The following is a 22,088-nucleotide window of genomic DNA, read 5'->3' as shown; positions in this document are numbered from 1 at the left end:
CTTCTATATCTTTTATCATATCAATAATCTCAGATTACTGAAAAAATCTTATAATTCCATTTCGATCTCTTTTAATGTTTTTGCCCACCTGTGATAAACTCCTACATAGTTCTCTCTTTCCTCCTTGTGTGTGATTTGTGCACTTATCACAATACAGGAAGAGAGTCCTTTTTGCATCTAACTTGCCTTTCCACCTAGTTTTTAAGAGAAACTCCTCCTTCTAACGGAAAGGATCTTATCTTTCTCCAACAAACATTTTATTCATACACATAGGAAATATAATGGAAAAAAAGGCTGAGGTTTTCTCGCATTGCGGCTAGAGAAAAGAATGGTTCCTAACTAATATGATGATTGTTAATAAAATAACTATAATCACACGCAAAACGCACATAAAATTCTTGACGATACTTCAGGAAAATGGAGAGTTTATTGAATTTTATTTTAATCTTCAAATTTTTTGTAGAAACATCTTTGCACATAAAACGATTACTTTAAAATGTATTGGTTCGCTGATCACATTTTCTTAAAAACAAAAAGCTTGTAGACTTATTGAATTCCTCCCGTCTACAAGCTTAACCATTAATTTTTAGTTGTGTAAAACTCCGGCGGTATGGAAGCAAAATGTCTACGATGGTACAACATTGGGTCTTTATTGCTATCGATTTGAATTTCCTGTACTTCTCCTATTAAAATAGTGTGGTCTCCAGCTTCTACAGTTTTGTATGTTTTGCACTGTAAAACAGCAAAAGTTCCTTCAATAATCGGCAACTTATTGTCAGAAAAAGCCCAATGACATTTGCTAAAGCGATCCACTCCTTTGCTCGCAAAAGTTTTGCATAGCTCCTGCTGTTCACCAGCAAGTATGTGAACCACAAACTGTCCGCTTTTAATAAAATCATTAAAAGACGAAACTTTATGATCAATACACCAAAGCACCATTAGAGGATCTAACGATACAGAAGCAAATGAGTTAACCGTTAGTCCAACGGGCTTTCCATCTTCAGACGTCGTCGTAACAATCGTTACACCCGTAGGATAATTTCCCATCACTTCTTTAAATAAAAGTTGTTTATCGGTTTTCAGCATAATTCTTTCCCCTTTACACCAATAAATATTTCACAATACAGTTTCTATTTTAATTGCATATATACCAAGAATTTCCTTTATTTAAGACTTTTTGTTTCCTCTTTAAAACTCTAAGTTTTTTAAAAACGATTGTTTGCAAAGTATCCTGTTTTATTTGTGTAGATCTGGTATTAATTGCTGCATTTAAGTTTTTTAGCATTTTTTGTGCACTTGCTCCCGGATGTGCTTTTAAATATTCAAGTATAGCATTTTCAATATTCAAAAACATCATCACCCTTCAAAATTTTCTTGTGAAAGAATGACGATATTACTAATAAAAAAATCATTGGATCATATTTTCATCTTTCCTGCTTATCTTGCCTCACGTATATATGGCCTGAAACTAGAATGATAATATGACTGTTTCAAATGAAAGAGGGTGACATTTCTGCGGAACTGCCCCCTCTTACTTCATTAATCACCGAGCGGAAATTGAGATATTTGAATCTTGGAAGTGCGGCATTACATATTTTGAGAATCGCTCCATCGATTTTAAAGTTTCTTTGTGTGATAGACCTCCAAAATCAAAATAAATAATAACTTCTTCTATTCCTGCAGCCTCCACTTTTTTCAACACTTCCACGCAGTATTCTGCATCGCCAACAATAATGCTTTGCTCACTCAAATCAGATGTTTTCATGTTCTTAAGTTTATAAACTATATCAACAAAATAACGAATATGCGGAGGTGCCGTGCTCGGATCAGAAGGGAAAGCAGGTACTAATCCATTGAAATATTTCAGCATTCTTTGTTTCGTTTCCTCTACTTCTTTTTCGCTTTCTACTACATTTAAGAAATATGAACAACGTGCTTGTTTTCCTTTAAAACCTTTCGATTCAGATAATTTTTTAAACTCATTTACAGCATTTTGTACACTACCAAAAACCATCGTAGCTGCAAATGGTGCAAATATAACATTTTCCCCCATTTCTGCAGCTTTTTCTATAGATGGTCGACTAAATGCAGCTACATAAATTGGTGGATGTGGATCTTGGATCGGTCTTGGCGTTAACTCAACTTCTGGGAATTGATAAAACTCTCCATTATATGAAAAAGATTTTTCTGTCCATGCTTTTTTAATAATGTCTAATTGCTCAAAGAAAATATCTCTACTTCTATTAAAATCTACTTGAAATACGTCATATTCCCTCTTGTCATACCCTCTTCCAGCCGAGAAAATGGCTCTTCCATCACTTAATAAATCTAAAAGCGCATATTCCTCTGCCATTCTAATTGGATGGCTTGCCGGCAATAAGACTGTTGCTGGAGCTAGTTTTACTTTTTTTGTTTTCGCTGCAATATATGTCAGTGCCATGGAAGGAGATGGAAGAACACCAAACACACTAAAATGATGTTCTGGCAACCATACAGAATTAAAACCTAATTCTTCTGCATACACTCCTTGCTCTACAACATCTTTAATGAGCTGATTTGGATCTTTCCTTTCAGCACCGTATTCAATGGGATTATCAGTCAAAGTAAAAAAACCAAATTTCATGCAAAACACCCTCTCATAGTAATTGTTAAACATAGTTTAACTATGTTGTTTATTGTTTAATTAAATATTAAACGCTTTCATCATTTTCTGTCAATAATTATTTTGATAAGAATTTCTATTCTAAATTTATAGAAAATTATTTACAAAAGATTGGATAGTTGTTAATATATTGTACAACATTATTTAATTTAGTTAAACATAAGTTAACAAAATTAAGGAGGGGTGTATGCGCTTACAATCAAACGCTGCGTTTGCTCCTAGAAAGTAAATTCAGTGGGAAAGATTTCGTGAGTCAAAATGAGACATACGACAAGGTAATGGCAAAATAATAAATTTGATATGGGGAGGTAAATGTATGCACATTAACATCGAAAAGGTCGTCAACGAAGCCAAATTTAATTCTTTTCACTTTCTTTTAGTTTTCTGGTGTGGCTTTATCATTATGTTTGACGGATATGATCTAGTTATATACGGTTCAGCTATCCCAATATTAATAAAAGAATGGTCTTTAACACCTACTCAAGCGGGGGCGTTGGGAAGTTATGCATTAATCGGAATGATGTTTGGCGCTTTAATTTTTGGCCCGCTTGCTGATAAAATTGGAAGAAAAAATGTTATTTTATTTTGTTTAGCGCTTTTTAGCTTTTTTACCTTTTTAATCGGTTTTTCCAATGGACCCGGTCAATTTGGGATTTATCGGTTTATTGCAGGACTTGGGTTAGGCGGAGTTATGCCAAATGCTGTTGCTTTAACAACTGAATACTCCCCTAAACCTTTGAAAAGTACGTTAGTATCCATTATGTTCAGTGGATATTCATTAGGGGGAATGTTATCAGCTGGTCTTGCCATTCTCCTCTTGCCAAAATTCGGATGGCAATCATTGTTTTTTGTAGGAGGACTCCCTTTGCTTTTTTTACCTATTTTATACAAGACGCTACCGGAATCTTCTAATTTCTTATTAGCAAAATCAAATGCCGAAAACATTAAGAAAGTATTAAAACGTATTAATCCAAGCTTACAATTTCAAGATGGAGATTCTTTTGTAATTTCCAATAAAGAAAAACAGCAAGGAATTTCAGTAGTGAAATTATTCCATGAAAAACGTGCATTAAGCACTATATTACTATGGATTTCTTTTTTTATGTGTTTATTAATGATATATGGACTAAACACATGGTTGCCGCAATTAATGTTGGAATCCGGCTACCCTATCAATTCTAGTTTAATGTTTTTACTGGTGCTAAATTTAGGAGCAATTTTTGGTGCGATTTTTGGAGGATGGCTGGCTGATCGTTGGAGTGCAAAGAAAGTTTTAATTCTCTTTTTTGTCCTAGGCTCCGTCTCATTAACATTGTTAGGCTTTAAGGGACATATTCTCTTTTTATATTTTCTTATTGGAATAGCAGGAGCAGCTACGATTGGCACTCAAATAATTTCGAATGCATACGCATCTAACTATTATCCGTTGACAATCAGGTCAAGTGGTGTCGGCTGGGCATTGGGGATTGGCAGACTGGGCGCTATTGTCGGTCCAATAATGGGGGGAGTTTTATTATCTATGCAACTTTCTACATTCCAAAATTTCTTAGCCTTTGCTATACCTGGAATAATCGCTGCAATAAGTGTATCATTTATAAACGAGCATCAGCCTCAGTCCGCTTCTTTGGAAAGCTCTGAATCATCAACTAAATTGTCTACTATTGAGAATATCGAGAATACAAAAGTTTAAAAAAATGATAAATGACACCGCTTTCAACGGTGTCACTTTTTTTTGATATCTTTCAACATTCTAGCCGCTGACGCAGTAATTGAAAGATGAGTGAAACAGGCAAAAGAACTAGTCGCTTCTTGCTAGCATTCTTATACATAAAATAAATCCGGTCGAATGAAAAAACGATTCAACCGGAATTAGTTTTTCAATAATTTCTGAATATCTTGCTCAAAATCAATCGGTTCGTCCCATGGTTCATATCTATTCACGACTTGACCGTTTTCATCAATTAAATATTTTGTAAAATTCCATTTAATATCGTTGCCAACCAGCCATTCAGGGTATTCATTTGCTAGTTTGATTTTTAATAGCTTTTCTGCCGTATTCGATTCATCAAATCCGCGGAACGGCGCCTCATTTTTCAAATATTCGAATAATGGATGAGCGTTTTTTCCGTTCACGTCGATTTTTGCAAACATCGGGAATGTGACGCCATAATTTAATTGGCAAAAAGAAGCTGCTTCATCGCTTGTTCCCGGCTCCTGTTGATCAAACTGGTTGCATGGAAATCCTAGTATTTCAAAACCTTGATCATGATATTTTTTATATAGCTTTTGCAATTCTTCAAACTGGTATGTAAATCGACATTTACTAGCGGTGTTCACCACTAAGAGCACTTGACCTTTAAATTCTGCTAAAGAAACTTTTTCGCCGTTTGCTTTTTCTACTTCAAATTGATAAATAGACATAGGAAACACCTCTTTATCTATTATTAAGTTATAATTATTATAATATAAAAATATTATCACGCAAAAAAATTGCTCTCAGTTACAAATTTGGAAACTTTTTTCCTGAATCAAAAAGAAGGTGAATGCCCGCCTATTTTTTCAATTTGAAGCATTGATTTTTTAGAATGGCTGCCTTAGTCCTCCTTTACTATAAAAATTTGGGAGCTCTCGGCGGAATCCATTAATTTTTGAAAATATATATTTCCTAAATAACTCGAGCCTTCACAAGTATTGAGTATTTTCCGGCGCCCGCATTTCAGTTGTAATTAGATACACTCACTAATTCCTTCATCCATTTCTTGTGTTAAAGTGATAAAGTAAGCAGGCAAAAGTTCTCCTTCAACCGTTCCATACTTATAAGTATTCAACCACTAGTGCCAGCTGGACTTTTTGTCCAATCTTTCCTTTATCTTAAGCTCCCGCCTGCAGATCATCATAATCTTTGAGTTGGCTTGAATGGACAGTGAACAAATCCCATCTAACCAAAGAAGATTTGGAATTTTTCTTACTAATTCTGCCAATTTAATTGTACCTCAAATCTTCCATATAGAAAATGATTCCGGACAACTTGCGTGACTTTTTCTTATTTTCAATGTTGTCAAGGCGTAGTGATCATAAATTATTGCCGGCAAGCAAACTGCTGTTAAGAGAAAGGATTAAAAAGCAAAAAAAACCGGGCGAAAAAATGGGTGCCCGGTTTGCTGTCTTATTTACTTGTTTCACTTAAATCTTTCACAGTTTATCCATTTATCCATTGAAGCTGCAAAAAATCTTTTATGTATATGATTCATTCACTGAATCTATTCAGCCTCATTTTTCCCTTCTATTGAAAAAAGTCGGATGAATAGCCAATGATGAATGGAAAATATCCAAATTTTTATTCACTCGCAATCTTTATTTCGGTATTCAATCCAATTTCAGGGATATCTTTATTTTCCAAGTACAAAGTGCCCGGCAGTTCCGGTGTTGTCGATCCGTCAAAGCGCAAAGTAATATGCCCCAATGTTGTTAAGTTTCTTTGCACAGCATCGCCGACAGCCGTGATTTCAAATTTTTCATTATTAATATAAAGCTTCTGTCCAGCTTGAATGACTCCTTCCGCCTTTACGACATCAATGACATAACAAAAATCTTTCAGATCCTGCGGAGCTTCATTACCAAATAAAATAATCATTTTCTCTTTCAAAAAATGATCGGCCATTGTTCCGATTCCTTTTATTTTATTCTTATAAATGATTGTCATAAAGTCGGCACAAACCTGTTACGGTTGTGCCTTCCCTCCCATATGTCAGATTTTTGCAAAACTCATGATGTTATAATTACAAATTTACGAATCATAAAGTCCGAAGCTTGCCAGCCAAGCGACAAACACCCTTGGAACCCCGATTAAGAATCTTGAATAAAGGACGGACGGTACACCGACCTCTACTGTTTCAGGTTCCGCTTCTGCAAGTCCCAAACCTACAGGTATAAAGTCACAGGCGTTTTGCGTATTGATGGCAAACAATGCTGGCAGCGCCAAGTTTGGCGGGATATTCCCTTTGCCAATTTCCACTCCAATCAGCGTCCCGATAATCTGAGCGATTACTGCTCCAGGTCCAAGCAAAGGTGATAAAAATGGCAATGAACAGATAAACCCGATTAAGAGCAATCCCCATATATCGCCAGCCAGCGGCGACATGATCTTGGCAAATACGTTTCCGATTCCTGAACCTTGAATAATTCCAATCAGCAATGATACAAAAGCCATGAACGGAATAATCGTGTTAATCATTGTTTGCACTGCTTCACGTCCTGCTTGATAGAACGTGCTAATGACTTTTCCTGCGCCAAGTCCAATTTTCGTTAATAAGTTTTTATTGGAGCTTGCTGCCATTGTTTCAGAAATCTTTTTATCACTACTATATTTAAACTCTCTTTCAGGTTTTTCTTCCGGAATTTTTTCTTCAGCCGGAGCCGCCTCTCTAGCACTCTCTTCAACGGGCTGAATTTGATCCAACCCCACATCTGAAACGTAAATATCTTCCGTAATATATTGGGCCAACGGTCCGCTTTTTCCTGTTGGCATAATATTGACAGTTGGAATGCGTTTTTGCGGATAGATGCCGCAGCGTAATGTACCGCCGCAATCAATAATTGCAAGCGCAATCTCTTCATCCGGTACTGATGTTTTAAAACCGTTGACCGGCTCGGCACCTGTCAGTTCAGCAATTTTGTCTACAATTTCAGGCTTTGCTCCTCCGGTAATATAAACAATTTTATTTCTTTTTTCCGTCGGTGTAATGATGAGCGGTCCGCCAAAACCGCCGCTGCCCTTCACAATTTTTATCGACCGATATTTAGCCATTTCCCATTCCTCCTCCTTTTCTAACGATGATGTAACGTTACTTCTGTTTTCAATTTAATATTTTGCTGTTTTTCTACTATTCTTGTTGTAAAATCTGTAATCCAGCCTGCGAAGAAGTTCATCACGAGACCGACAAGGAAATAACGGACAGCCAATTCTGCAGTGCTCAAACCTAGTTTCTCAATTCCAGCCGCAATACCGAGCCAAATAAATAATTCCCCTGGGTTTATATGTGGAAATAAACCGTTGCTGGTATGGCAAAAATATGCGCCTGAAGCGAAATAGCTCGGTTTATATCTTTCCGGCAAAAAACGTCCTAATGACAACGCCATTGGATTCCCTAGCATAAATGAACCGACAAGCGGCAAGACTAAATATCTTAACAACGGGTTTTTAGAAGATGCCATCGCAAGTTTATTGACCCGCTTTTCTCCAATAAGCTGAATGAATGTATTCATACAAACCATCAATAGCAACACAAGCGGAACAATGCTTTGCATCCACGAAATAAATGTTTCTGCACCAGTTTTAAACAAATTCATAAAACCTTCAGCAATCGTAACAATAATATCCACGTTCCTCACCTCTTCATGATTTTTTTACCGAAACAATGTTTTCTGCCTGCATCATGATTCGTTTAAAGATACTCGGCTTTTCGGGAATTTCCCCGCCGCTCATAATAATCTTATAATTGCTGACCGCATCCAAAATAGCTGATTTCAATAGTTTGTTGCAATGAGCCATATCGGCTTCTCCAAGCGTTTTTATATTTTTGCCCGTAAAGCCTTTCAATTCCCGAACTTTCGCTAAAACTGTAACCCCTTGTATTTTCATTGCTTTCAGAATCTTCCCGCTGTCGGAAACGGCAAATAATACAATGGTGCCCGCCCGAATTCTGCCGGGGCGCTTTCCGATTGCCACTTTTCCAATCTTTCGCAGCTCTATATACGCTTTGGCAAAATGTTTAATTTGAAAATAACCTAATGCCAATTGCACAATAAATGCTCCTGCTATAAAAAGCATAATGATGATCAATTGCATCCTATCACATCCCTAAGATTGATGATGAACTGCTCGCTTGTTCGAGGCATTTTGTAAAATCTTCGTAGCTGGCTGCACCGGCCAATTCCTCTACCTGTTTCTGATCAGAGGCGATTTTGATGATTTCATCGTAAATTTTAATCAGGAGGCTTGCATCATTATCGGCTTTTTCCGGTATTCCCAACAGAAAGACAAGCTTGATTTCCTTCCCGTCAACCACTGCTTTTTCAGGAAAAACACCGATCGCCATTTCAATCTGATTGGACTTGTAGTTAACTGTATGCGGCAAGGATATATACCGGTCAAAAACCATTGATCCTTTCTCTTCCCTTTCTCTCAGCCTCTCTTTAAACCCTTCGTCCAAATAGCCTTTCTTGACTAAAACGTCGATCATATCATTCACATTTTCGTGGTAGCCTTTATTTGTATCTAAGACGAAGAATTTATCTTTGTTGAGTAAAAGTTTTAAAATTGAACGGTGATTGCCAAAATCTTTCATTTTAAATTTTTTCCGATAGGTCATCTTTTCTATTTGCCTAGAAACACTCGCTTCGTCAAAGATTTCGTTAATTATGATGACAGGTGGATCAATTGCAAAATGAAGCTTTACTGTTGAAAAGACCATATCGTATTGATTCAAAAGCTCTTTTGAAACTTCAATTTCAGAGTAAATATCAATTTGAGTATTTGGATTTAATATGCGCTGCAGTTGAATAGAGACTAATTTGGCAGATCCCCGCCCGGTTCCGCAAATGACTGCAACTTTTTTTAATGCTCTCGTTATTTCATCATGTTGGGCAATGAATACTCCGAAATACAAGGATAGGTAGCCAAGCTCATCTTCAGGAACCTTCAGTCCATACTCATTCTCAATTACTTGCCCGGCAATTTCGGCCAATTTAAAGGCGACAGGATACTTCTCCTTCACATCAGCCAGCTGCGGATTTTTCAAACGCACATCAAACATCAAGCGGTTCAGCATAAAGGTTAAATGATACAGAATATCTTTGAAAAATGTTTCATTTTCGAAAATAATGCTTTTATCAAATCCTACTTGTTCGATTATTAAGTCCAAGAGACGTTTAATATCGTCGGAAATTGTAATGTCTGCAATTGTTCGAATGTTTGTCGGCGTTCTTCTTCCCGCGATCGGCAATGTTATAAACAGTATTTCAGGTTGTGAAATTTCAACCGGCAAATGCCGTTCGATTACGGAAACGATTTCTGAAGCAATCGAATAGTCCTGTGTATTTAATAGTTTGTTATATTTTTCATCCAATTCCGTAAGAGGATGATTTTTTATAAAACGATCCAACATGACAATAATAAATTGCATTAACTTTTTTTGGGTGGTAGACTCTAAATTGTAGTGATTGGCAATCTTCATTATTTCTTCTTTAATATCTTCATCCAGCGGGTAATCCCCGTATAAATAGTCATAGACGTTATCTAATATAAAAAAACGGATATCCAGTTCATTTCCTTTCAGGCTCATCCCGCTGTTCGGTTTTCCATGAATGGCTAAATTGTAAGATTCCAACGCTACGGCAGCTTTTTTTATTTCATTTACAAGAGTTGTTCTCCCCAGATTCATGTCAAAAGCGAGCTCATCCAGCGTATTCCTTCCTTTGCTGTTGATTAATCGATCAATGATAAAAGCGATACGCCTTTGTGATGAATCCAGCATGTTTTTCTTCTTAGAAACGGTTTCAATGAAATCATCAAACATATGGCCATCTTCAATAAACAAATGGTAGCCTTTTCCCTTTTCGTTTTTGATGGCTGCAATCCCATTCAGTTCACTGTTAAGTAGCTTAATATAATTGCGGATTGTTCTCGTGCTGACTCCCAATGAGTTGGCAAGATAATCCAAAGAACAATAGGATTTTTTTTGAAACGTTTCTAGCATTTGAACAACACGGCCATCAATTGTAAAATCCAACAATATTCACCACCTTTTACGTAAAAATAAAGTGACATAGTTTCGTCTATCAGTCAAAGGTAGTGATTGGAATTTTGTGATATTTCGTTATAGGACCATTTTTTTAGGCTGCTGTGATCTTAACCGCGGGATTTGCCTCCAGAAATATTAACTGTCGTACCAGTAATATAACTTGCACGGTCTGAAGCCAAGTAAGAAACTAAATCGGCTATTTCTTTTAGTTTACCCGGACGCCCAAGAGGAATGGAATTGCTGTAATCCGTTGACAATTGATCAACTGTGACGCCTCGAGTATAGGCAAGCGCTTCATTATAAGCATCTGACGTCAAGCCTGTCGGTTCGTTGATGCCAGGCGCCACCGCAACAACTCGGATATTGTATTTGCCGAGTTCTTTTGCCCACGAACGAGTGAAAGCTATTAATGCTCCCTTTGTCGCGGCATAGCAGCTTTGTCCAGATGATCCTTCCTGTCCAGCTTCGGAAGCAATATTGATAATAACTCCTTTATGTTGTTTAATCATTTCTCTGGCAGACGCCTGTGCACAAAGGTAAGGACCTTTTTGATTGACAGCTACCATGAAGTCAAAATCTTTCTCATTCAACTCGTATTCAGGTTTTTCACCTTTGACATCGACTAACAGTCTTGGCAGGTTGACTCCGGCATTATTTACTAAAATATCGACTGAGCCGAATAATTTCACAGTTTCGGCCACCATTTTGTCAACGCTTTCTTTTTTTGTAACGTCACATTTTAGAAAATAAGAACCATTATCTTGCGGTCCTTCTTCTCCATTTAAATCGGCTACAACAACTTTTGCCCCATTTCGGATCAGTTCGTTTGTGATATGTAATCCGATCCCGGAAACGCCGCCTGTTACAATCGCCACCTTTCCTTCTAATTCAAGCCATGAGTCACTCATTACGATCTCCTCCTTTTGATCTAGTCTCTGCTCATTAGATGCTTTTAGTGTAAAATGTTTTAACCTTTTATTTAATACACAGTTTTTCACTTAAAATTGAAAAGTGGTGCATGAGCGGACAAAACGGCGGAAACAGATTGGAGCTGTAGAAATGAAAGAAAGTCTTACCTGCTTTCAAGGGTGGCTATAAGCCAAAAGACATATAAAAGTACGGAGTAACAGGAAAAAGACGTTCAGCGTTCCAGAGGAAATACCGTAATGAACGCAAGCGCACGACGTAACGAAGCGATATTCGTTCATGAAAGCAAAATGGTGTAAACCGCACGCTTTTAGCAGCTGATAAATATATGAATGAATCGTATTGTTTTATTTTTATTGCATGAATTTTAGACTACAGGAAAACTATCATTTATTAACGAAAAAATAATCTTTCTTATCAAATGAAGGATTAGACTATAAATCCCTAATTTTTAGTCAAAAAACGATGCAAAACTTATCATTTCAAAGGCAATGGGTGTTGAACCACTATTGTATTCCTCCTTGTATTCACTAACGGGAAGCAGTCTTCATGTTTTCATTTTTACACTATCAAATGTGTGGACTGAATTTGCAAGATTTAATGCTTTTGAATTACTCTAATTTGCTGATTTTTATTTACATAATATTACAAAAAAGTTTATTCTGGCATCATACGTAAGGGAATAAGACAAGCTTAATTACTTGTGATCGGCAAAATAGACTTATAGGAATATTAAGTGAGGTCATCATTTATATACCTACTAATGCCCAATTAGGAATTAGACTAGTTTTAAATGAATATAGATTCAGGAGTGAAAAGATTGCGTAACATTATTTTATTATTCATTATGTTTTTTTGGTTGGCTGCAATAATGTAAATGAATTAAAGAAAGATGAAAAAACTGCAAGTTACGGAAATTTTGAGCTGAAATTAAAAGTCCCCAAAGTGGTTAAAAACAAACAAGAATTTGATATCATTCCAGCTTTTAAAAATAACGGAGCTGAAACAACTTTATTTCATAGTAAACCAATAATAGAATCATTCATTATAAAGGATAAGCGAGGTGAAGTAATTTATTCAAAAGATTAAACCTCAAACAGAGTTTTATATAAAGACGAAATCAAGCCTAATCAAAAATTTGAGGAGAAATTTCATATAGCTATAGATAAAACGGGAACATATTATGTAGCAGTCAACACTTCCAAATTATCTGAGAGCGAGGATGTTGAAGGTAAAAGATTTTCCATTAAGAACATAAAAATAAATGTTGAACAACAACATATAAGCAATCTTACAAATTAAACCCGGCTTTTATTATGATCCCTCTTATGCAGACAGTTAGGAAAAAGTTTAACCTTCGTTTTCTGCAAGAAAAAAATACAGAGGGTTACAGTATATCTTTATCAAAATTTTGAATAAATGTATATGTGATCTATCCGTCAAGGGCTTGGCGTAAATCCTCTGTAGCCATGATTCTTTAGTCAAGCGCCAGCTTCAACAGTTTTGGCAAAACCAAAAAAGGTTATCATGGCTTCTCCTCCATGTAAAGCCCCATTGCATATCACTGCATAAGGATTTTGCAATTCTCTGCACTTTATTTTGCAAAAAACACCTAACCTGTCTCACAGAGGGATTTTTCACGGAAATAAAAGGATAAATATACTGATGAGTTTCAATGATGGTTGTTTAGGAATCTTAAACAGGAACGACGTTTAGCTAAAAAATTTCTTGAAATATTCGTCAGTAGGTTAAAAAATGCGAAACCTCAAAAAAAGATTGATCAAAAGCATTTGCAGACCAGAGGAAACTTTTATCGTACTGCCTGAAGGCCACATTTCGTATAGCCTTTTTAAACATCTACTCTACTATCGGAAATGACAAAATAACCGATGTTCCTTGCCCTTCTTCACTTTCAATTTTCATCGTCCCGTTATGTAAAGCAACAATTTGTTTGACGATGGAAAGCCCGAGGCCTGTTCCCCCTGTTTCTCTTGAACGCGATTTATCTGTCCGGTAAAAACGTTCCCCTATACGATCCAACTCTTTTTTCGGTATGCCTATTCCATTATCCCGAACGATCACAACAGCCCGCTTCTCTTTCTGATACAATGTAATGTTGATCATCCCGTCTTCGAAGGAATACTTAATGGCATTGTCAATCACATTACAAAAAACTTGATGCAGCCGGTTCATATCTCCCATAATGATGATTTCATCATCTAAATCTGTTTTGATGGATATATTCCTTTTCTTCAGCGCAGGCGCAAACAGTTCTAATGAATCAAGAATCAATTGGGAAAAGGCGATCGGCTCTGCTTCAAGAGTCATATCTTTGTTTTCCAGCTCATTTAATTGTAATAAGTCGTTTATGAGCTTCTGCATTCGCGTTGTTTCTTTATTGATGAGCAGAAGATGATTTTTCGCCTCTTCTTTTGATGAATAAGCTTCATCCAGCAAGATTTGCGTGTATCCTCTAATATATGTGAGAGGGGTTCTTAATTCATGAGCCACGTTGGATAAAAATTCTTTCTTGCGCTCGTCTTGTTTTTCAAGAGATTCCGTCATTTTGTTGAAGACGCTCGCCAATTCTCCTATATCATCTGACGTTTGGATAGGAACTCTTTTAGAAAAATTTCCGCGGCTGATCTCTTTTGCAATCGTTTGAATAGTTCGCAGCGAACGAAAGATCGAATGAATTGAGTACGTGATAACAAAATAGATCAATACGAAAAAGATTAAACCGAACAAGATTAAAATCGGAATGCCTTTACTAAAAACCTCTGGTATTTCGGCTAAAGGAATATAAATATATATAAAACCTATTAAGTTCTGTTCGTGGGTTAGCGGGAATATTGCTCCGACAATCTTTCGATCCAATTCATGAACATAGCCCTCTTTAACTACGTATTGCCCGGATGAGAGCTTTTTCTCATCTTCTTGACTGATCAGATGTTTGTAATCAATTTGATACGGAAAATGTTGATGAAGCTCATCTAATTGATCAACAGCTATTACTTCATAAGGTGAAATGAGATTATACCATTCAATTTTTTCTTTAATATCTTGACTTAGCGAGCCGTAATGAAAGTGAGCAGCTGTCTGCTTTCCCTCAAAAATAAGCCGCTCTTTCACACTGCGAATGTAAAGCTCTTTATATAGGAAGTGAATGAACAGAAAAGAAAACAAGATGGAAAAAATGATGCTGACGAAAAAGAGCAGCAATACTTTCTGACTAACTGAAAAATGTTTTATTTTTTTCAAGACGGCACCTCAAACTTGTAACCGATTCCCCAAACGGTTTGAATTAGATGGCTGTGCTCCTTTAATTTTAGACGAATCGTTTTAATATGAGTATCAACGGTTCGTTCACTTCCTGCATAATCGGAATCCCATATTTGGTCAAGCAATTGACCTCGTGTAAATACTTTTCCTTTATTTTTGGCTAAAAGGAATAATAGATCAAATTCTTTTTGTGTGAGCGCAAGCCTGCGGCCTTCAACAGTGGCAATCCGGCCTTGAAGATCAAATTGCAACGGTCCAATAGCTGCTATTTTTACATCGCTTGCAATTCGATGTGTTCTGCGAAAAATCACTTCCATACGCGCCAAAAGCTCTGAAGGATGAAAAGGTTTTACTATATAGTCATCTCCCCCAATTTTTAAACCTTTCACCTTATCTTCCTCATTCCCTTTTGCCGTTAAAAAAATGACTGGAGAATCAATTTGAAGATATTGGCGCATTTCCTCGACTAAAGTAAAACCATCAATGTAAGGCATCATGACATCAACGATCAGCATATCCGGGTTTTCCTTTTTTAATCTTTCAAGTGCTTCAAACCCGTCTTTTGCTTCCAAACATATATATCCTTCTCTTGTCAAATACGTTCTAATCAGCTTTCGCATCTTTTCTTCATCATCAACGATTAACACCTTTAAAGACATCAGCCACTTGACACCTTCTCTCAACTTATTAAATGAATTTTCTAATTTATTAATTATAACCAGAAATTATGAAATTTGTTTGAAGTTTTTCATAAATTTGTCCTAGTAAGCTCCGAGCAATAGAAAGGCAAGCAAATGTTTCACATGACTGTCCATCATGTTTAGACCTCCTGCGATTGGATTTGACAAATTGCCAATTTTAAAAGCAAAGGCCAGTAAATGAATGTAAGAAAGGAAACAAATGTAAAAAAATATCCAAATAGGCTTCATAGTTTTCACACAATTATACGCTAACCTTCAATTAGAACAATGACACTGAAAAAAGGATTCCGTCATGAAAAAATTATGGTATTTAATCGTTTTTTTGATGCTTTTTTGGACACATCCATCCAGCATCCATGCCGAAAGCACATTGCAATATCTGATTGATCAAGCTCCAGAGCACTCAATCGTGAGAATACCGAGAGGCGTTTATCATGAATCGATTGTGCTCTCAAAACCTGTTACGTTACAAGGAAATGGACAAGTAACCATTCAATCCTGCCGTAAAGAACCCGTCATCTCCATCAAAGGTCAACGCGTTTCAGTAAAAAACGTAACGGTCATTCAATGCAGCCAAGAGAAAAACGCTGCCGCCATACAAGTATCAGGAACTCATCACCGAATTGAACACGTTCATATTCGTACAAAGGGGATCGGGATAAAGCTTGAACACGCCTATCACACCGTCATCACACAAAGCTCGATAAAAGGTGAAAAACAACATAACGGGATTGATTTATGGAAGTCAGAACAAAATGTCATTGAAAAAGTCAGAATCGAAAAAGTGAGAGATGGGATTTATATGGAACAAAGCGATTATACAACGGCCGTCCAAAACCTCATCCAGCAATCAAATTACGGCATACACATTATGTATTCTGACCACATAACAATTCAAAAAAACATTTCCAAAAATAACGTGGCAGGAGCGATGGTCATGGAAACAAAGGGTGGAAAAATCGAAAATAATGAATTCATTTTTAACAACCGCAATGTTCATGCTCAGGGGATTCTTTTATTTGATGCGACAGAGACAAAGGTGGTTCGCAATAATATTTCTTATAATCGAGTTGGTATTTTGGCCGAAAGCGCCTCCAATAACCTTATTTTATCCAATGAAGTGCGTGGGAATTTTATTGGCATTCAATTCAAAGAGGCGAACGGAAACATCGTTTCAAACAATACGTTTATTAGCAATGTAAATGAAGCTCAAGCTTTGAGCAGCTCGGACAATGAAGTGAAAAGGAATTATTGGGACGCCTCTCTAAAGCTTGATGCCGATGGATCCGGTTATAGCGACATACCTTATAAAACGAATCCGTTCTTTTTAAGTTTGACGAAGGATATTCCAGAATACCAGCTGTTTTTCCATTCACCAGGCATGGTTGTATTGCAAAAATTATGGAAAAGTCCAGACAATGAAGCGATGACGGATGACTCGCCGCTTATGACAGCTAAAATACAAGATGAATCAAAGTCATCTTCTGGAGTGATCATTGTTTTCAGTCTTCTCTTGTTTTTAGGAAGCATTACTTTATGGAGGATAGGGAGGAAAAAAGAGGATGCGTAAAATGTATTTCATTTTCATGTTATGCGCTCTACTGATTATCACTGCTGCGTGCGGAAAAAAGGAAGTGTCGCCAAGAGCCATTGATGAAAAAAACGATAAATGCGCTCAATGTAACATGGCTGTAATGGATAATCAGTTTGCAACACAGCTTATTTTAAAAAATGGCAAAACATTCGTTTTTGATGATATCGGATGTATGTATAAATGGAAAAGCGAAAATAAAAATGAAAACATCGAAGCGGAATTCGTCAGAGATTATCATTCGAAAGAATGGGTTGAATCTGATAAAGCAACCTACGTGTATGATCAATCGATACGGACGCCAATGGCCTACAACGTCATTTCTTTCCAAGATAAAAAAGATGCTGAAGCCTTCATTTCAAAAAATAGCGGAAAAATATTAAACTTCGATCAATTGCAAGATCATAAATGGAAAATGAATAAAGAAATGATGGAAAAGAATATGCAGGATGGTCATACGGATATGAATGGCGACCACAGCCACATGGATGAGGGCAATGATCATTCACATGAATGAAGGGCAAATTTATAAGTGCCCTTTTTTTACAGCGGGAGGAGTTATGCGGAACATATGGAAAGCCGAATGGCGTTTGACAATCAGGCAGCGTTCTTCTTACACGTTTGTGTTTCTATGGATTTTCGTTTTATCATTACTATTTTTGTTAGAGCGGAATAACCCTGCTCTCACAGGCTATACAAACATGACAGGCACAATCGCCAACATTGTGCTGTACATCGTACCACTGTTTATGCTGGTGGCTGGATCGTTTTCCATCGCGAATGAAATGGAAAATGGCCAGTGGAGTCTTTTATGCACGTATCCGTTGCCGACTATTGCCTATTGGGTTGGGAAGCTTTGCGGGCAATTGACCGCACAATCTGCCATCTTCAGCTTAAGCTTCAGTTTGAGCCTTTTGGTCGGCACTTTATTGGGAAGTTCATTATCTTTGAAATGGGTGCTCATTTTATATATTTTTTCTATCTCGCTAATATGGTTTTTTCTCGTCATCGGCTTGACCATTGGCTCGTTTTCAGAAACGAGATGGCAAGCTCTCATACTTTCGGTCGGCGTGTGGTTCTTTCTTATCATGATATGGCCGACTGCAGTCATTTCCGTTTTGAGCTTTGTCCCTTATCCGATGATAGCTCCGCTTTTAAAGGCATCTTTATTCTGTAATCCGGCGGAATTGCTCCGCATAGTATTTGTTGTTCAGCTTGACGGCGGAGCTGTTTTTGGACAATCATACGACGAGCTCATCTCTTTTATGCAAACAAAAGCGTTATGGGTGCTGTTCGTCGGTTATATGTTCATCTTTTCAAGCATCATGCTTGCATTTTCCGTCTGGAAGCTTGAAAGGAAGAAAAGACAATGACAACATTACAAGTCTCCGACGTTTCAAAAAAATATAAAACAAAAGTTGTGCTTTCTTCCATGTCACTGGAAGCAAAAAAAGGGGAATGCATCGTATTATGCGGCGGAAACGGAGCCGGAAAAAGCACGCTTCTTCGCATTTTGGCGGGTATTTCAAAACCGTCCTCCGGGGACATTGTTTTAAACAATATCAGTCTAATTAAAAACAGAAAAAACTATATCGAGCAGATAGGCTACATGCCCGATGATTTTCATGCTCAGCAATTCATGACCCTTCAAGAATTTTTATCATTTTATGCCAAACTGCGGAAAAAAGATCAATCATCTGTAAAAGACATTTTAAAAAAAATAGGTTTGGAAGAATTTAAAAGAGAACTAGTGAAAAATGTATCAAAAGGAATGAGGCAAAGACTATTATTAGGACAAGCATTGTTAGGAAATCCAAAACTGCTCTTGTTAGATGAGCCAACAAATGGTTTAGACCCATTTTGGATTGATCAGTTTGTCAATTTGATAAAAGAACAAAAGATGAAAGGCACAATCATCATTTTTTCCACTCATATGATGGATGTTGCCGCAGAAGCAGGCGATCAAATTCTGTTTATAAAGGAAGGCTCTATTATTGACCATATGAAAAATACAATTCATAAGGAAAAAACCGCATTGCAATTGTTGAGGTTATATCGACATGAACTATAAAAGTTTTTGTCATTGCTTAAAAAAAGGGTGAAAACAATGGAATTTGAAAGAATAGATGCAGTAGCAAAGGATTCAAAAGCATTCACTGATAAACAAACGAAAGCTTCTTTATATAAAACAGTATGGAGATGGCATTTTTACGCAGGGATTTTTTTCGCACCGCTGATTATTTTTTTGTCTATTACCGGAGGAATTTACCTGTTTAAACCGCAAATTGAAAATTACATGTACCATGATCTTTATTACGTCCAACAAGGTCAGCAAAAAATTTCATCTACAGAACAGATTCATGAAGTGAAAAAGAATTATCCACATGCAAAAATTACAGGTTTTACACCTTCCGTTGCACCGGACAGATCATCTGAGGTTGAAATAATGGTGAACGGAAAAAGTATATCTGTGTTTGTCAATCCATACAACGGCGACATTATTGGAAAGTTAAATGAGAATGCACGCTTCATGGCATGGGTGAAAGATTTGCATAACGGTGAATTATGGGGCGGCACCATTGGAAACTGGTTAGTAGAGCTCTCCGCTTGCTGGTTCATTATCCTAATTATTACTGGTGTTTACTTATGGTGGCCGCGAAATAGAAAATCTCTTTTTGGGACATTGATTCCGCGAATAAACCTGAGTAAAAGAAACCGCACGTTTTGGCGCGATATGCATGCCGTTACAGCAATCTGGCTTTCTCTTTTTATCGTCGTACAATTGTTTTCTGGACTCATGTGGTCCGGTGTTTGGGGAAGCATGGCACATCGTATCGTTGATCCCATTTCCGGAAACCCGGAAGGAGATCAACCATGGGAAAAATATGCATTTCCTAAATCAACAATGCCAACAAAAGAAATAGCAGATGTTCCTTGGGCAGCTGAAAACTTACCTGTGCCCGAATCAAGTCCCAATGGGGTGAAAACAATTTCTGTTGATAAAGTTATGCAAATTGCAGAAAAAAACAACGTCCAACCGGGATATAGAATTGCATTTCCTGATGGAGAAACCGGTGTATATACGATCTTTCTAGATCCTGCTGACGTCTATCCTAACCGCCCACTGCCTTGGGCGCAACAAACGCTGCATATAGATCAATACAGCGGAAAAGTTTTAGCTAAATTTGCATGGAGTGACTATGGTGCATTGGGAAAATTAATTTCACTAGGCATTGCATTTCATCAAGGAGAATTTGGATTCATTAGCCAGCTTTTCATGCTTGCATTAACTATTGGCATTATAATGATTGTTGTAAGTGGCGTTATAATGTGGTGGAAGCGAAAACCGAAAGGCAAATTGGGTGCTCCGGCTTTGCCAGAAAACTTTAAAATGTTAAAGGGAGTAGCTGTCATTTTCATTGCTTTAGGCCTTTTCTTCCCATTAGTGGGCGCATCACTATTGATAGTGTGGGTTTGGGATTATTTCGTCATTAAAAGAATTCCCATTGCGAAACAGTGGATCGGGTAGAAAGCTAAATGGGAGTATCACACGAATAATGAATAAATTGTTATCAACCATTTACTGGCACCAGAGCCAATAAATCATTTCGCCTGTCAGCTCATCGATTGCATACGTCTGATTCCGTGAATCCCCGTCAAGGGAGGAAAGTTTTCAAGTTCGTGCGCGCTGGCAGGCGCCTTCAATGTTGGCACATGCTTTGCAGCAGCTACCCACTCTCCCATTTTACTGGAATAACAAGTATAACTCCTCTATCTCGTCCACAAAATTCAGGTAACTTCCTTTTTACAAAATTGACCTGAACAGCTGGCAATAGTTAATCATGTAATGAGAGTCTCGTTCCTTCCCGCTTAAAAGGAGTGAGGCGATAGTTTCTTTTTCAGTTCATCTAGCTCTTCTTCAGTTATTTTTGTAACCGACATAATAACTTCCTGTTCTAATCCGGAACGAAGCATTTCTATAGCTACCTGTCGAACTCCTTCTTCCCGGCCCTGCTTCAACCCTTTTTTCAATCCTTCTTCCATTCCCTTTTTCAGCCCTTCCTCCCATCCTGCTCGCCGTTCGCCTTGAAGGTTTGACAATTGGTCCCGCAGCCATTTCAAACGCATTTCATATTCATAACGGTTTACCGGGTTGACGCTTAAGCTTTCCCATTCTTCCAGCGCTTCACGAATTTCCTGCTCATTCATCGCAAACACCTCCAGTTCACTGAGCATAAACTCATCGATTTTCCCCTTTTTGGCGTCTACTGCTGACAGCATCATCAGCCACGGATACTCTGGCAATCGTTTTATTTCTCTGTTATATTTCTTCCATTTTACCATAAACTGCTGTAAATCAATGACGTGAAATTCAAGGTGCGGACTCCAAAGAAAATGTTCTTCATCTTCTCGTATATGGAAAACCGTATGAAATCGCTCCGTTTCATGAGGAAAAAGCCGATAATTAAGGATGGTAATCATAAAGGTAGGGGGAAGCATGCTGTACGGCTGTCCTTTTGCTAATGACCGGGAGAAAACCCTCGCCCAGTAATACAAAATTCGTTCCGGTAAATCGTGCTGATTTACGATTTGAATTTCCACATTGATGCGCTCGCTTCGATCCGTCAGCACCAGTACATCAAGCCGGTTCATTTTTCCATCTTCTGTCTCTTTCGTCAGCTCTGTGCTTTCAAACTGAACATCGACAATGCGATCTGCCTCGCTCCGATGTAAAATCGCATTCAAAAAGGCAATGGTAAGCGACTTGCGGTTCGGGTTGCCGAACAGCTGCTTAAACATGAAATCTATCTTCAAATCGAGGTATTCTTTCATAGTGAAGATCGTCCTTTCGAGGGAGAATAAAAATAAGAGGAAAACATAAGAGGGGGAAAGATTAAAAATCGTAACAGCTAGGACAAGTATTAATATTCTTACCAAAAAGAACATATGTTCTGCAAATAATATAAAACTACCTATAAGAAATGTCAACCTAAAATTTCTAACTTATTAATAGGAATTTAAATAATGAACTGTAGATGAGCAAATTCACTAACATAAATTTACATCCGAACAAAAAAGGAGACATGAACCCGATTCCTTGATTAGAATAGATGTGTCACCAA

The 22,088-nt window shown here is 37.3% G+C and carries 19 protein-coding genes; 6 read left to right on the top strand and 13 right to left on the bottom strand.

All coding sequences use genetic code 11. The annotated features are described in order from the left end of the window. Positions 1-579 precede the first annotated feature (579 nt). The 3 genes from FB379_RS05835 to FB379_RS05825 all read right to left on the bottom strand — a co-directional run bounded on the left by FB379_RS05835 (position 580) and on the right by FB379_RS05825 (position 2,623). A complete protein-coding gene (locus tag FB379_RS05835) occupies positions 580-1,086 on the bottom strand; it encodes a flavin reductase family protein (RefSeq protein ID WP_117017162.1) in 507 nt (168 codons plus the stop codon). 49 nt (positions 1,087-1,135) lie between these two features. Then, positions 1,136-1,348 carry a hypothetical protein gene (locus FB379_RS05830; RefSeq protein WP_144597393.1) on the bottom strand — a complete coding sequence of 71 codons (213 nt, stop codon included), beginning with the start codon at positions 1,346-1,348 and terminating at the stop codon, positions 1,136-1,138. A gap of 195 nt (positions 1,349-1,543) precedes the next feature. Further along, positions 1,544-2,623 (bottom strand): LLM class flavin-dependent oxidoreductase, encoded by a 1,080-nt coding sequence (locus FB379_RS05825; RefSeq protein ID WP_063388875.1) that lies wholly within the window; start codon positions 2,621-2,623, stop codon positions 1,544-1,546. Between the two features lie 442 nt (positions 2,624-3,065). Between FB379_RS05825 and FB379_RS05820 the strand changes: the two genes are divergently transcribed. Beyond that, positions 3,066-4,352 carry an MFS transporter gene (locus tag FB379_RS05820; protein ID WP_242009299.1) on the top strand — a complete coding sequence of 429 codons (1,287 nt, stop codon included), beginning with the start codon at positions 3,066-3,068 and terminating at the stop codon, positions 4,350-4,352. Positions 4,353-4,531: 179 nt separating this feature from the next. On the opposite strand, the gene FB379_RS05815 is transcribed toward FB379_RS05820, so the two are convergent. The 9 genes from FB379_RS05815 to FB379_RS05775 form a co-directional block, all read right to left on the bottom strand. Then, positions 4,532-5,083: a glutathione peroxidase gene (locus FB379_RS05815; protein WP_063388877.1), complete on the bottom strand. Its 552-nt coding sequence runs from the start codon at positions 5,081-5,083 to the stop codon at positions 4,532-4,534. Between the two features lie 916 nt (positions 5,084-5,999). Next, positions 6,000-6,365 (bottom strand): PTS glucitol/sorbitol transporter subunit IIA, encoded by a 366-nt coding sequence (locus FB379_RS05810; RefSeq protein WP_117017161.1) that lies wholly within the window; start codon positions 6,363-6,365, stop codon positions 6,000-6,002. A gap of 84 nt (positions 6,366-6,449) precedes the next feature. Further along, the gene (gene srlE / locus FB379_RS05805) at positions 6,450-7,469 is read right to left on the bottom strand and encodes a PTS glucitol/sorbitol transporter subunit IIB (RefSeq protein ID WP_063388882.1); all 1,020 of its coding nucleotides are present in this window, start codon (positions 7,467-7,469) and stop codon (positions 6,450-6,452) included. Between the two features lie 20 nt (positions 7,470-7,489). Beyond that, positions 7,490-8,044: a PTS glucitol/sorbitol transporter subunit IIC gene (srlA, locus tag FB379_RS05800; protein ID WP_066251165.1), complete on the bottom strand. Its 555-nt coding sequence runs from the start codon at positions 8,042-8,044 to the stop codon at positions 7,490-7,492. Positions 8,045-8,057: 13 nt separating this feature from the next. Further along, positions 8,058-8,510, bottom strand: coding sequence for a transcriptional regulator GutM (locus FB379_RS05795; RefSeq protein ID WP_186439333.1), 453 nt, complete (start codon positions 8,508-8,510; stop codon positions 8,058-8,060). Positions 8,511-8,514: 4 nt separating this feature from the next. Then, positions 8,515-10,452 (bottom strand): BglG family transcription antiterminator, encoded by a 1,938-nt coding sequence (locus FB379_RS05790; RefSeq protein ID WP_242009298.1) that lies wholly within the window; start codon positions 10,450-10,452, stop codon positions 8,515-8,517. A gap of 119 nt (positions 10,453-10,571) precedes the next feature. Beyond that, the gene (locus FB379_RS05785; protein ID WP_144597389.1) at positions 10,572-11,372 is read right to left on the bottom strand and encodes an SDR family oxidoreductase; all 801 of its coding nucleotides are present in this window, start codon (positions 11,370-11,372) and stop codon (positions 10,572-10,574) included. A gap of 1,876 nt (positions 11,373-13,248) precedes the next feature. Next, positions 13,249-14,652, bottom strand: a complete 1,404-nt coding sequence (locus tag FB379_RS05780) for a sensor histidine kinase (RefSeq protein WP_144597387.1) — start codon at positions 14,650-14,652, stop codon at positions 13,249-13,251. Beyond that, the gene (locus FB379_RS05775; RefSeq protein ID WP_063388886.1) at positions 14,649-15,332 is read right to left on the bottom strand and encodes a response regulator transcription factor; all 684 of its coding nucleotides are present in this window, start codon (positions 15,330-15,332) and stop codon (positions 14,649-14,651) included. The genes FB379_RS05780 and FB379_RS05775 overlap by 4 nt, the downstream gene beginning before the upstream one ends. A gap of 334 nt (positions 15,333-15,666) precedes the next feature. Here FB379_RS05775 and FB379_RS05770 point away from each other — a divergent pair, with 334 nt between their 5' ends. From FB379_RS05770 to FB379_RS05750, 5 genes are read left to right on the top strand one after another with little or no spacing between them, the layout of a single operon-like run. Next, positions 15,667-16,944: a right-handed parallel beta-helix repeat-containing protein gene (locus tag FB379_RS05770; protein WP_144597385.1), complete on the top strand. Its 1,278-nt coding sequence runs from the start codon at positions 15,667-15,669 to the stop codon at positions 16,942-16,944. Then, positions 16,937-17,482, top strand: a complete 546-nt coding sequence (locus FB379_RS05765) for a nitrous oxide reductase accessory protein NosL (protein WP_066251149.1) — start codon at positions 16,937-16,939, stop codon at positions 17,480-17,482. Before FB379_RS05770 ends, FB379_RS05765 begins: the two co-directional genes overlap by 8 nt. 43 nt (positions 17,483-17,525) lie before the next feature. After that, the gene (locus tag FB379_RS05760; RefSeq protein WP_144597383.1) at positions 17,526-18,338 is read left to right on the top strand and encodes an ABC transporter permease; all 813 of its coding nucleotides are present in this window, start codon (positions 17,526-17,528) and stop codon (positions 18,336-18,338) included. Next, the gene (locus FB379_RS05755; protein WP_144597381.1) at positions 18,335-19,036 is read left to right on the top strand and encodes an ABC transporter ATP-binding protein; all 702 of its coding nucleotides are present in this window, start codon (positions 18,335-18,337) and stop codon (positions 19,034-19,036) included. The genes FB379_RS05760 and FB379_RS05755 overlap by 4 nt, the downstream gene beginning before the upstream one ends. Before the next feature lie 36 nt (positions 19,037-19,072). Next, positions 19,073-20,494 (top strand): PepSY-associated TM helix domain-containing protein, encoded by a 1,422-nt coding sequence (locus tag FB379_RS05750; RefSeq protein WP_144597379.1) that lies wholly within the window; start codon positions 19,073-19,075, stop codon positions 20,492-20,494. A 341-nt stretch (positions 20,495-20,835) separates the two neighbouring features. Here the strand turns inward: FB379_RS05750 and FB379_RS05745 are convergent, their stop codons facing one another. Further along, a complete protein-coding gene (locus FB379_RS05745) occupies positions 20,836-21,798 on the bottom strand; it encodes an Rpn family recombination-promoting nuclease/putative transposase (protein WP_144597377.1) in 963 nt (320 codons plus the stop codon). Between the last annotated feature and the right edge of the window lie 290 nt (positions 21,799-22,088).

This window comes from Aeribacillus composti, from assembly GCF_007827555.1.
GTDB lineage: Bacteria > Bacillota > Bacilli > Bacillales > Aeribacillaceae > Aeribacillus > Aeribacillus composti.
The sequence above is the reverse complement of the archived record's forward strand: the minus strand, read 5'-3'. Positions and strand labels throughout refer to the sequence as shown.